The following is a 12,362-nucleotide window of genomic DNA, read 5'->3' as shown; positions in this document are numbered from 1 at the left end:
GGCCGGCAGGTGATTCGGGATGCCGCGGCTTCGGCTCGCGGGCGGCGCGGGCGCGGCGGGTGCTGCGGTTCGGTTCAGGCGGTCGGCGGGGCGATGTAGCCGCCCTCCTGTGCGGCGTCGTCGGCGGGGAACAGCAGGACGTGATGGGCGGCCCACGTGCACTCGACGCGGTCGCCCACCGCGAGCGTGGGCGCGTCGGGTGTCGGGCGGCGGACGATGAGGCTCTGGTCGTCGCCGAGCTGCACGAGGTACTGCATTGTGTCGCCGAGGTGCGAGACGCCGATCAGCTCGCCCCGCGCGACGTTCGCGTCGGACCGGGCGCCGTCTGCCACCTCCTTCTCGATGCGGATGTACTCGGGGCGCACCGCCGCCTCGCCGAGGTTCGTCGTGGTGAGCATCGGGGAGGCCGCGCGCACGAGCGCATGCGTCGAGGTGACGGCGGCCCCCGCCTCGGTGACAGGACCCCGGAAGAAGTTCTGCTGACCGACGAACGCCGCCACGTACGCGGACGCGGGACGCGCGTAGACGGTGTCGGCGTCGGCGAGCTGCTCGATCCGGCCGGCGCGCATGATGGCGATGCGGTCGCTCATCGACAGCGCCTCGCCCTGGTCGTGGGTGACGAAGACGAACGTGATGCCGAGGCGCGCCTGCAGCAGCTTCAGCTCCAGCTGCATCTCTTCGCGCAGCTGCCGGTCGAGGGCGCCGAGCGGCTCGTCGAGAAGAAGCACGGCGGGACGGTTCACCAGCGCCCGAGCGAGCGCGATGCGCTGCTGCTGGCCGCCCGAGAGCTGCGTCGGCCTGCGGTCGCCGAAGCGGCGCATCTGCACGAGGTCGAGAGCCTGCGACACGCGCTCGCGGACCTCGGACTTCGGTGTGCGACGCTGCTGCAGCCCGTACGCGACGTTCTCGGCGACCGAGAGGTGCGGGAACAGCGCGTACGCCTGGAACACCGTGTTGACGTCGCGGCGGTACGGCGGCACACCGCGCACCTCGCGTCCTGAGATGCGGATCTCTCCGGCATCCGGCTGCTCGAATCCGGCGATCATCCGCAGCGTCGTCGTCTTGCCGCAGCCCGACGGGCCGAGCAGCGAGATGAACTCGCCAGGCTGGATCGTCAGCGACAGGTCGTCGACGGCGGCCTGGTCGCCGTAGAGCTTCGTGATCCCCGCGAGCACGACGGCTCCGCGCGAGTCTGTGGCCGTGTTCGCGGCGGTCGGGTCCGCCTCGGTCGCAGTGGTCACCTGGTGACGCCCTCCTGATCGCGGTCCGCGCGACGGTGCGCGGTCGAGTGTGTGAGGTATTCAATATCGCGACGGCCTGCTCGGGCAACGCACCGGCCGCCGAACCGGACGATCCGCGGTCCTCTGGGGTCCACTGCGACAGATCGTCCGGCCGGGTGTAACGGGCAGGAAAACGCGGTGTTTCCGCGGCCGCACGCCCGGACGTCGACGGATGCCGCAGCCGCGGCCGACAGATCGTCCGTTGCGCGATCGTGATGAAGCGCGCCCGACGGCGCGACCCCGGATCAGCGCTGGCAGGAGGGGCACCAGAACACGATGCGCTCCCGTGTCGGGTCGGCCCCGAGAGTGCCACCGCGGATGAGCGTGCCGCACCGCCGACAGGGGCGACCCTCCCTGCGGTACACCCATGTCGTCTGCCCGCGGCGCGCGTCACCGGTGAAGGTGCGATCGACGCGGTCGCGGTTGGCGCGGATCATGCGGGCCCCGAGATCGACGGTGGCCGCGGCATCGGTCTCATTCGCGGGTGTCGTGGGCAGGATGCCGCGGACGAACAGGATCTCGTTCACGTACTCGTTGCCGAACCCGGCGATGTTTCGCTGATCCTGGAGCGCCACGTGCACCGGGCGGGTGTCCGCGGCCAGGCGTCGCGCCGCCTCGGCCGGATCCCAGTCGCCGGACAGCGGATCGGGGCCGAGGTGGCCGACGAGCGTCTCTTCGTCGCGCGTGGGCACGACCGTGATCTCGGCGAGGTCGAACCCGACCGTCTCCCACTCGGCTCCGCCGGGAGCGGTCGCCGCGATGACGGCGCGCGCACGGAAGGCCGGTGCCCGCCAGCGTTCGCCGAGGCGATAGACGTGCCACTCGCCTTCCATCTTGAGGTGCGAGTGCAGCGTGACCTCGCCGATGCGGTGGAGCAGATGCTTGCCGCGCGCGACGACCCCGTGCACGATCTCGCCGGTGAGGTCGACGGTGGCCGCCTGCGGCACCCGCAGCTCGAACCGGGTCACCGTCGCGCCCGCGAGCACCGCGTCCAGTCGACGGGCGGTGCGGTGGACGGTGTCGCCCTCAGGCACGGGCGCCCTCGCGCACCGCGTCGCCGGCGGTGAGGCGGCGCAGCGTGAGGCCGCGCGGCGACTCGACGAAGCCGGCCTCGCGCAGTGCGCGCCCGACCGCCGTGCCGTACACGAACGCGCCGTTGACCTGCTCGATCGTCAGGGTGTCGAGGCGACGGGCGCGGGCCGTCGCGACGAGCTCGCGCGCTGCGGCGGCCAGCGCCGCCTCGTCGCCCGTGAACGCGAGCGCCGACTTGCCGCCGCGCTCGAGGTACAGCGTCAGCGCGCCGTCGACGATCGCGACCAGCGCGCCGGCCTTTCGCCCCGGCCGGTGGCCGACGCCTTCCAGCGCGGGCCATGCGAGGGCGGCACCGTAGGGATTCGCCGGGTCGGTCGCCGCGAGCACGACCGTGCGCAACGGGGGCGGATCCGACAGGCCAGCGAACTCGCGCAGCCGGTCGACGGTGGCCGAGGCCGCGAACTGCGCGGCGCCGAGCTTCTCGATCACATACCCGCGCCGGCAGTGCCCGGCCTCCTCGAATCCCGCGAGCACGCGGTACGCCTGCGCGAACCCTCCGGGCACGCCTTCGGCCTGAACCGCCCCGCGGGTCACGACGCCGTACCGGTCGAGCAGCAGGCTCGCCGACGCCGTCGCGCGCAGTGCCGCGTCAGGCTCGGGCGCGGGCAGCAGCGACCATCGTCCGCCGATCGCGGGCGGACGGTGAGGGACGGATGCCGCGACCGCGCGCACCGCAGCCCCCCGGTAGAGGCGTGCCCGCGGCGTGCGCCTCGAGACCCGGTGCGCCTGGGATCCGCCCGAGACGAGCGTGCGAACCGGCGCGAACGTGTCGTTCGTGACGCGGCCTGCCCATGTCAGACGCCACAGCGCCTCGACGACGGACTGCTCGTTCTCGGCTCCGGTCACCGGGCGCAACTGGCTCGCGAAGTAGGCGCCGCCGCCGTCGAGCGCGGTCAGCAGCTGCGCGTCGAGCGATCCGGGCGCCGGGTCGTCGTCGGCGTCGGGCAGGGCGAGCGTGAGCGGAAGCGCGTCGACCGGGTGCAGCGCGATCCAGCCGTCGCGGCCGGGGAGGCTGCCGTGCCCGGACCACACGACCTCGCCGGTCGACGTGAGCTCGTCGAGCATGCCCGGGGTGTAATCGGCCACGCGCGCCGGGAGCACGAGCGACTCCCACGCGCTCGCCGGAATCGGCACGCCGGCCAGCTGTTCCACGACCGCGGCGACCCCGTCGATGCCCTCGAGCGGTCGCGTCACGTGCTGCCACACCGGCAGGAACCGGGCGTACGCGTCCTGCGGCACCGGCTCGACGCTGCCGCGGATCGCCGCGAGCGAGCGCATCCGCAGACGCCGGAGCACCTCGGTGTCGCACCACTCGGCGTCGTCGCCGTTCCCCGACTCTTTCGGGGGCCCGTGGAAAGACGCGGAGCCGGTCGGCGGAGCCCACTCTTCAGGAAGAAAGAACCCGCTCGTGACGCGGCCCTGCGACTCGAGCCGCTGCAGGGTGAGCCGCGCGACCGCGACGCCGACGCCCAGGCGCCCGGCGACGGCATCCGCCGTGAAGGGACCGTGCGTGCGCGCGAAGCGGGCGACGAGGTCGCCGAGGGGGTCGGCGACCGGCTCGAGGAACGCCGTCGGGATGCCGACCGGCAGCGCCACGCCGAGCGCATCGCGCAGACGCCCGGCGTCTTCGATCGCCGCAACCCGCGTGGTTCCTGCGATCGTGACCGGGATCGCCCGGCGCGCTGCGATCAGGTCGTCGACGAGAGCGGATGCCTCGGCCTCGGTCGCGCGCTCGGCGGTGTCGTCGACCGGCTCGAGGCGGGCTGCGATCTCGGCGGCGTCGAACGGGCCGAGCAGGCGCAGCAGGTCGGCGACGCCCTCGAGACCGCGGGCACGACGGTCGGGATCGAGGCGCTGCGCCTCGCGCTCGAACTGGGCGATGACGTCCGGGTCGAGCAGCTCGCGCATCTCGACCTTGCCGAGCAGCTCGCCCAGCAGCGCCGGGTCGACCGACAGTGCGGCGGCGCGGCGTTCCGCCAGTGGCGAGTCGCCCTCGTACATGAACGCCCCGACGTACCCGAACAGCAGGTCGCGAGCGAACGGGGAGGGCTGCGCCGGCTCTGTCTCGATGAGGCGGATGCGGCGATCGACGATGCCCCGCATGAGCCGCAGCAGCGATGGGACGTCGTAGACGTCCTGCAGCACCTCGCGCAGCGTCTCGAGGATGATCGGGAACGTCGGATACCGCCGCGCGACCTCGAGCAGCTGCGCCGACCGCTGCCGCTGCTGCCACAGCGGCGTGCGCTTGCCGGGGTTGCGTCTCGGCATCAGGAGCGCGCGCGCCGCGCACTCCCGGAACCGGGAGGCGAACAGCGCGGAGCCGCCGACCTCCTCGGTCACGAGCTGGTCGAGCTCGTCGGGATCGAAGACGAACAGGTCGGCGCCGGGCGGCTCGGCCGCGGCATCCGGGATCCTCGCGATGATGCCGTCGTCGCTCGCGACGGCCGACCCGTCGACGCCGAGCCGTTCGCGGATCCGTGCGTTCACGGCCAGCGCCCATGGCGCATGCACCTGCATGCCGTACGGGGAATGCAGGATGACGCGCCAGTCGCCCACTTCGTCGCGTCCGCGTTCGACGGTGAGCTGCCGGTCGGTCGGGAGCGTCCCGGTCGCCTCGCGCTGCTCGGCGAGGTAGGCGAGCAGGTTGTCCTGCGCGTACTCGTCGAGTCCGGCCGCGAGCAGGCGCTCCTCCGCCTTGTCGGGCTTGGCCGTCGACACCTCGCGCGAGAACCTCCCGAGCGCCTCGCCGAGCTCGGCGGGGCGCCCGATGCCGTCCCCGTGCCAGAACGGCACCTTGCCGGGCTGCCCGAACGCCGGCACGACGTTCACGCGGTCGTGGGTGATCTCGACGATGCGCCAGCTCGTCGTGCCGAGCGTGAATACGTCGTTGACGCGCGACTCGTACACCATCTCCTCGTCGAGCTCGCCGACGCGCGCGTTCTGCGACTCACCCGCGACGAAGACGCCGAAGAGGCCCCGGTCGGGGATCGTGCCGCCGCTCGTCACGGCGATGTGCTGCGAGCCGGGCCGCCCCGTGAGCACGCCGAGGTCGCGGTCCCACACGACGCGCGGACGCAGCTCGGCGAACTCGTCCGACGGGAACCGACCCGCGATGAGGTCGAGCGTCGCCTCGTACGCCGAGCGCGGCAGCGAGCGGAACGGCGCGCTGCGCTTGAGGGTCTCGTACCAGCCCTCGACGTCGACAGGGCCGACCGATGCCGCGGCCACGGTGTGCTGCGCCAGGATGTCGAGAGGGTTCTGGGGGACCGCGATCGCCTCGATCTGACCCGCGAGCATGCGCTCCGTGACGATCGCGGTGTGCAGCACGTCGCCGCGATGCTTCGGGAACAGGGCGGCCCGGCTGACTTCGCCCACCTGATGCCCTGCGCGCCCGATCCGCTGGAGTCCCGACGCGGCGCTCGGCGGGGCCTCGACCTGGATCACGAGGTCGACCGCGCCCATGTCGATGCCGAGCTCGAGGCTCGACGTCGCGACGACGCAGCGCAGCGCGCCCGACTTCAGCTCCTCCTCGACCTGCGCCCGCTGCTCCTTCGACACCGACCCGTGGTGGGCCTTCGCCAGCACCGGCTCGGCGCCCGCGGTCGCACCGGCCTGCGCCATCATCGCCGCCGGGACCGTGGGCTCGGGCAGATCGAGCCCGAGCCGCTCGGAGTAGATCTCGTTGAGCCGGCCGGTGAGCCGCTCGGCGAGGCGCCGTGAGTTGCAGAACACGATCGTGGAGCGGTGCTGCAGGATGCGGTCGACGATCGCCTCCTCGACGTGCGGCCACACCGAACCCGTGCTCTCGCTCTCACCCGCGCCGGACGCCCGACGCCTGCCGCCGGTGGAGCCGTCGGCGAACCAGTCCTCGTCGATCGCCTCGTCGGCGTCGACGGAAGCCTCGGCCGCGGCATCCGGGCTCTCCTGCGCCCCGGGCACGGACTGATACGGGCTCGGCGGAGGCGGCGGGTTGAGCATGTCGTCGATCGGCACGACGACCTTCATGTCGAAGGCCTTGCTCGCGCGTGGCGCCACGATCTCGACCGGCTCGGCGCCGCCGAGGAAGCGGGCCACCTCGTCGATCGGACGCACCGTCGCCGACAGCCCGATTCGCTGCGCAGGCGGCGCGTCGGAAGCGAAGGAACGGCGGAGTGCGTCGAGGCGCTCGAGGCTCACCGCCAGGTGCGCGCCGCGCTTGGTCGCGGCGACCGCGTGGACCTCGTCGACGATGACCGTGTGCACGTCGCGCAGCGTCTCGCCCGCCTGGCTCGTGAGCATGAGGTACAGCGACTCGGGCGTCGTGATGAGGATGTCGGGCGGATGCTGCACGAGCTTGCGGCGGTCGGCGGACGGGGTGTCGCCCGAGCGGACGCCGACGGTGACGTCGGGCACCTCGATGCCGAGGCGGCGTGCGGACTGGCCGATGCCGACGAGCGGCGACCGGAGGTTGCGCTCGACGTCGACGCCCAGCGCTTTCAGCGGCGAGATGTACAGCACGCGCGTGGCGGGGGCCGCAGGATCGACTCGTCGTCTGCGTTTCGCGGCGCCGTCGGGGATGACCGGCTTCTCGTGGAAGATGCGGTCGATCGACCACAGGAACGCCGACAGCGTCTTGCCAGAGCCAGTGGGAGCGACCACCAGGGCGTGCTTGCCGGCCGAGATCGCATCCCACGCGCCGATCTGCGCGTTCGTCGGTGAGGCGAACGCGCCGCGGAACCAGTCCTGCGTCGCAGGACCGAACCGCTCGAGGACGTCGCCCATGCCTCCATCTTGGTAGGGATCGGCGACATCGGGGCGGGTCGGGTTCAGGACGATCGCGTATGCTCCGAACCGCGTGTGTCCCCCCGCACGCGTCTCTGCCGAGGAGCGTGATGGAACCGACGCCTTCGAGCGGGCCGGAGAACCCTGCTCCGCTCACCCGCCGCACCAACCCCGCATTGGACCGCTCATGGTTGCGGTCCCGCCGGACGCAGACGTTCGGGCTCGGCGCGCTGTGCGGAGCCCTCGGGCTGTCGCTGGTGGTCGTGGTGTCGTCGATCGTCGCGGCGCCCGGCGATCAGCCGCCCGTCCTCCCGAAGCCCGCTCCCGTGTCGGAGGCGGGCGTCACGCCGCGAGCGAACCCTACGCCGACGCCGGCACGTACCCCCTCGACGCCCGTACCCGAGGCGGCGCCGCCGACGGAGGTCGTACCCGACGAGCCCGCGACGCAGCCCGTCACCCAGCCCGTCGCCGACCCTGCACCGGCGCCGGCTCCGGCCGAGACCGCGCCGGCCGAGGAGGATGCCCCCGGAAACAGCGGCTCGGCGCCGGGACGTAACAAGCCCCGGCAACCGTAGAGCGATCAGCCGCAGGAGCCGACGCGCTCCGCGCGCGCGGTCAGCGCTCGCTCGGCACCACGATCCACAGCAGGATGTACGCCCACAGCGACAGGCCGAAGAAGACGACCGCGATCACGGTGAGGATGCGCACCAGGGTGACGTTCCAGCCGAACCGGGCCGCGAGCGCCGCGCAGACGCCGGCGATCCATCTGCCCCTCTGAGGTCTCACGAGTGCGTTCATGACCCCATCATCCGCCGCGCGGCGGCTCGGCGCAGGGGTGCTGACCCCCGGATCGCCGGGGGCGCAGGCCGCGGCATCCGTCTTCGCAGGGAAGAGATGCCGCGGCCCCGCGCCTTCGTGCGCTACAGCTCCGTCTCGGTGAGCATGCCGTCGCGGTCGAGCTCCAGCGTGAGTGCCACGCCGATGCGCTTCAGGAACGCGTCGTCGTGACTGACCACCAGCACCGCACCGCGATACGCGGCGAGGGCGTCCACCAGCTGATCGACGGTGTCGAGGTCGAGGTTGTTCGTCGGCTCGTCGAACACCAGCAGCTGCGGCGGCGGGTCGGAGAGCATGAGCCGCGCGAGCGCGACCCGGAACCGCTCGCCGCCCGACAGCGTCGCCACCGGCCGCTCGACCGCGGCGCCGCGGATGAGGAACCGCGCGAGCCGGTTGCGCAGCTCGACCGTGCCGATGTTCGGCGCGGCCGCCGCGGCGACCTCGAGCACCGACGCCGAGTCGTCGAGCCCGTCGACCCGCTGCGGCAGGTAGCCGACGCGATCGGTGTGCAGCTCCGTGCGTGCAGAACGCAGGAAGGACGCCGCGTACTCGCCCATCTCGGCACGCAGGGCGCCCGATTCTCCTGTTTTCTCTGCACGCGCGCGACCCGCCCCGACCAGCTGCTCGAGGAGAGTCGTCTTGCCGGCGCCGTTCGGCCCGATCAGGGCGACCCGCTCGGGGCCCTGGACGATCCAGGTGCGCTCGCCGTCGCCGATCGTGGCGATGCGGCGGCCGGCCGGGACTCCCGGATCGGGCAGGTCGATCCTGACGGAGTCGTCGTCGCGCACGCGGCGCTCGGCGGCGTCCAGCGCCTCGCGGGCATTGGCTTCGCGTTCCGCCTTCTCGCCGCGGAGCTTCCCGGCCGAGACCTGGGCGGCCATCTTGCGGCCGCCCGCCACGATCTTCGGCACGCGCTTCTCGAGCTGGGCCTTGCGGCCCATCGCGGCGCGGTGCGCGAGCGTCGTCTCGGCCTCGATGCGCTGGCGCTTCTCGCGCCGCACGGCCTGCTTCGCGGCGCGCTCGGCGTCGCGCGCGGCGCCCTGCTCGGCCTCCAGCCACGCCCGCCATTCCGAGTACGGGCCGCCGAACACCGACAGCTCGCTGTCGTACAGCTCGGCGGTGTCGTCCATCAGCTCGAGCAGGGCGGTGTCGTGGCTGACCACGACGAGCGTCCCGCGCCACGACCGCACCATGTCGTGCAGTCGCGCACGGGCTTCGCGGTCGAGGTTGTTGGTGGGCTCGTCGAACAGGGTGATGGGCGCGCCGCGGAGACGGATGCCGGCCACCGCGGTCAGCACCGCCTCGCCGCCCGACAGCCGACCCACGGTGCGGTCGAGCATGTCGGGCGCGAGGCCGGCATCGGCGAGCGCCGCGTGGGCGCGCGCCTCGATGTCCCAGTCGGAGCCGACGGCGTCGAAGTGCCGCGGGTCGGGGTCGCCCGACTCGATCGCGCGCAGCGCGCGCAGCGGCGCACCGACGCCGAGCAGGTCGGCGACGGGCCGGTCGACGTCGAGCGTCAACCGCTGCGGAAGGAACGCGGCATCCGTCGTCGCCGTGATGTGACCCGCTGACGGCGTGAGCTCGCCGGCGATGAGACGCAGCAGGGTCGACTTGCCGGAGCCGTTGCGGCCGACCAGTCCCGTGCGGCCGGTGCCGAACGACCCTGACAGGCCCGACAGTGCGACGGAACCGTCGGGCCACGCGAATGAGACGCGGTCGAGGACGATGGCAGGGGTGAGGGTGTGTGCAGGCATGAGGCCTCCTGAGTCAGTCGAGCGCTGACACCGGAGCCGCCGCTGCCCGGGATCGCGCCCGATGACGGGCTCAGCAACCAGGGGCCGGAACGGCCGATCGACGCCAGCGCGGAATCTTGGGGCGCTGGAGCGTCGAGGATCGACGGAGCAGCGCGATTACAGCGCGGTCGCGTCGATCAGCTTCAAGGGAGTTCCTCACCTCGGGGACAAAGGCCGACAGCCACCATAGCGGATGCCGCCGCCGCAGTCACGCGGACTCCTCGGCGCCTCGCGGGCGAGCGGAGCGGCTCCGGGGCCATCTCCGCGTCAGCCCGCGGTCGTGTCGAGGCGCTCGAGCTGCTTGTCGAGGAAGGTGACGACGTCGGCGAGCTCCTGCTCCGACACGCTGTGGGTGAGCCCCGGGTACACGCGGCCGCTCAGGTCGGCGTGCTCCGGCAGCCACTGCGTCGTGTGCTCGACGAGGAACGGGGGGATGACGTCGTCGTGCGTGCCGCGGCCCCAGAACACGGGCGGCCGGAGCTGCGCGAGCTCGGCGTCGCGGGGCAGCTCGCCGGGGGTGGCGTAGCCCGACAGATTCACGGCGAACGCGAAGCGCTGCGGCTCGAGGCGCATGGCCTGCAGCGCCACGGCGCCACCCTGCGAGAAGCCGACGAGGCCGACCGCCGGGTGACCGTCGGCCACGGCTTCCGTCCACGCGATCAGCCGATGCGCGGACGCGGTGACATGCGCGGGGTCGCGGCTCTCGAGGCCGTCGATGGCGTACCACGAGTACCCCGGCGTCGGAAACGGCGGCGCGAGCGGGGCGCGTACGGCCGCCACCACGAACTCGTCGGGCAGGTGCGGTGCGAGGGCGAACAGATCGCGCTCGTCGGCGCCGTACCCGTGCAGGAGGACGACCAGCGGCCGGCCGGCTCGCTCCGCGGGCTCGGCCGACCATAGGACGACGTCGGAATCGAGAGGCTCGTGCGGGCTCACGCCTCCATCCTGCCGTGCCGGTCCGACGCCGTCCTCACTTCAGGCGGTCACGCACCTCCCCTCCGGGACACGTCGGCGTGCGCACCGGGTTCTCGGCGATCGCGGCGAGGAGCGCGGGATCCGCCGTCGCGCAGCCGCTGGTCTCGAACGTCGTCTCGTTCGGGATATCGAGCGGCACCACGATGGGCCCCGCGACCTTGCGGGGAGCGACATCGACGTGGGCCGCGACCGTCGAGGCCGTCAGGCCTTCGATCTGTCGGGCCGGCGCCCCGAGACGGCCGGCAGCTCGCTCGCTGCGCCCGGAGGGGGGCCGCGACAAGGCGCGCGACGGGGGGACGCGCGGGGATCAGATCTTGATCGGGAACGTGAAGAGGATGACGATCGCGACGATGGCGACGACGATGGCGAGGCCCAGGAGCGCACGCCCGATCCACGTCTTCACATCGCGCTGCGACATCGCGGTGAGGAACAGCACGAGCGCGAACAGCACCGTGAGAAGCGAGTAGTCGTCGCCGCGCTGGTTGTTCACGAGCGCCTGCGCGAACTTGTCGTCGGCACGGGCGTTGAGTTCCTCGGCCTCGGCCTGCCCCGGCGGAACGTACTCCTCGCGGGCGAACGGGCCGTTCTCGGCCATGCCGTCGGCCTGCCAGGCGTCGAACGCGGCGGCGAAGTGCGGCGTGAAGCGGTCCTCGATGTACTGGGCGAGCTCGGTCTTGCCGTCGGCCGTGGCCACGACCCACTGCGCATACACGGTGAGATCCAACTGCTCGGCCGTACGGGCCTCACCGGCCGCGCTCGCCGCCTGGATCCGGGCGCCCGAGGCCTCGCTGAAGGCGATCGACATCTCGCCGCCCCACTTGGAGGATTCGAAGCCGCACCACGCGGTGAGGACCGCGGTGATCGAGAGCAGGAACACGCCCACGATGTCCTGGATGCGAGTGAGGCGTGTCTCGGGCTCGGCGTTCATCTCGTCCCTCCGGTGCGGATGACAGTCAGCGTACTGAGCCGGGCCGCCGACGCGACGAACGGCGCGGCGCAACCGGGGGTGAGGGGGTATACAGGAGGCATGTCCGTGCGCACCCCCGACCCCGAGCCGGCGGGCGACGAGCCGTTCGGCCCGCCGTCCGGGAACGTCTCGAACCCCGCCTGGCTCAGCGACATCGAGCTCGAAGAGGCGCGCCGGCGCCTGCCCATGCTGTACGTCGAGGGCATCCCCGTGCGCACCGACGGCATGGGGCAGGTCACCGAGGTCGGCATCCTGCTGCGCGCCACCCCCGTCGGCGAGATCACCCGCACGATCGTGTCGGGGCGCGTGAGGTACGGCGAGACGGTGCGCGACGCGCTGTTCCGCCACCTCGAGAACGATCTCGGTCCGATGGCGTTCCCGATGCTGCCGCCTCAGCCGGTGCCGTTCACCGTGGCCGAGTACTTCCCGCTGCCGGGCGTGAGCGCATTCCACGACGACCGTCAGCACGCCGTCTCGCTCGCTTTCGTGGTGCCGGTCACCGGCACGTGCGAGCCGCGTCAGGATGCGCTCGAGGTGACGTGGCTGACGCCCGAGGAAGCGGCATCCGACGCCCTCTCCGCCGAGATGGAGGGCGGCCGCGGCACGCTCATCCGGCTGGCGCTCGCGAGCGTCGGCGCGCTGCGCTGAGAGCGCGAC

The 12,362-nt window shown here is 72.7% G+C and carries 10 protein-coding genes; 2 read left to right on the top strand and 8 right to left on the bottom strand.

The window, feature by feature from the left end:
- Positions 1-74: 74 nt before the first annotated feature.
- From AC3ANN_RS14195 to AC3ANN_RS14185, 3 genes are all read right to left on the bottom strand, one after another.
- On the bottom strand, positions 75-1,241 hold the full coding sequence (locus AC3ANN_RS14195; RefSeq protein ID WP_488338030.1) for an ABC transporter ATP-binding protein: 1,167 nt from the start codon (positions 1,239-1,241) through the stop codon (positions 75-77).
- Positions 1,242-1,525: 284 nt separating this feature from the next.
- Positions 1,526-2,314, bottom strand: a complete 789-nt coding sequence (locus AC3ANN_RS14190; RefSeq protein ID WP_488338029.1) for a DNA-formamidopyrimidine glycosylase family protein — start codon at positions 2,312-2,314, stop codon at positions 1,526-1,528.
- Positions 2,307-7,133, bottom strand: a complete 4,827-nt coding sequence (locus AC3ANN_RS14185; protein WP_488338028.1) for an Lhr family ATP-dependent helicase — start codon at positions 7,131-7,133, stop codon at positions 2,307-2,309. Before AC3ANN_RS14185 ends, AC3ANN_RS14190 begins: the two co-directional genes overlap by 8 nt.
- A gap of 110 nt (positions 7,134-7,243) precedes the next feature.
- Between AC3ANN_RS14185 and AC3ANN_RS14180 the strand changes: the two genes are divergently transcribed.
- Positions 7,244-7,708 (top strand): hypothetical protein, encoded by a 465-nt coding sequence (locus tag AC3ANN_RS14180; RefSeq protein WP_488338027.1) that lies wholly within the window; start codon positions 7,244-7,246, stop codon positions 7,706-7,708.
- A 40-nt stretch (positions 7,709-7,748) separates the two neighbouring features.
- On the opposite strand, the gene AC3ANN_RS14175 is transcribed toward AC3ANN_RS14180, so the two are convergent.
- The 5 genes from AC3ANN_RS14175 to AC3ANN_RS14155 form a co-directional block, all read right to left on the bottom strand.
- Positions 7,749-7,931, bottom strand: coding sequence for a PspC domain-containing protein (locus AC3ANN_RS14175; protein WP_488338026.1), 183 nt, complete (start codon positions 7,929-7,931; stop codon positions 7,749-7,751).
- Between the two features lie 122 nt (positions 7,932-8,053).
- Entirely contained in the window at positions 8,054-9,724 is a 1,671-nt protein-coding gene (locus tag AC3ANN_RS14170) for an ABC-F family ATP-binding cassette domain-containing protein (protein WP_488338025.1), read from the bottom strand.
- Positions 9,725-10,030: 306 nt separating this feature from the next.
- Positions 10,031-10,699, bottom strand: a complete 669-nt coding sequence (locus AC3ANN_RS14165) for an alpha/beta hydrolase (RefSeq protein WP_488338024.1) — start codon at positions 10,697-10,699, stop codon at positions 10,031-10,033.
- Between the two features lie 34 nt (positions 10,700-10,733).
- Complete coding sequence (locus AC3ANN_RS14160) at positions 10,734-11,018, bottom strand: CHRD domain-containing protein (protein WP_488338023.1); 285 nt, start codon at positions 11,016-11,018, stop codon at positions 10,734-10,736.
- A 27-nt stretch (positions 11,019-11,045) separates the two neighbouring features.
- The gene (locus AC3ANN_RS14155) at positions 11,046-11,666 is read right to left on the bottom strand and encodes a hypothetical protein (protein WP_488338022.1); all 621 of its coding nucleotides are present in this window, start codon (positions 11,664-11,666) and stop codon (positions 11,046-11,048) included.
- A gap of 99 nt (positions 11,667-11,765) precedes the next feature.
- On the opposite strand from AC3ANN_RS14155, the gene AC3ANN_RS14150 reads away from it, so the two are divergent.
- Complete coding sequence (locus AC3ANN_RS14150; RefSeq protein ID WP_488338021.1) at positions 11,766-12,353, top strand: NUDIX hydrolase family protein; 588 nt, start codon at positions 11,766-11,768, stop codon at positions 12,351-12,353.
- Positions 12,354-12,362 lie beyond the last annotated feature (9 nt).

The organism is Microbacterium sp. STRO-2N (assembly GCF_057747775.1).
Note: the sequence above shows the minus strand (reverse complement) of the source record. Positions and strands in the feature narration are given on the sequence as shown.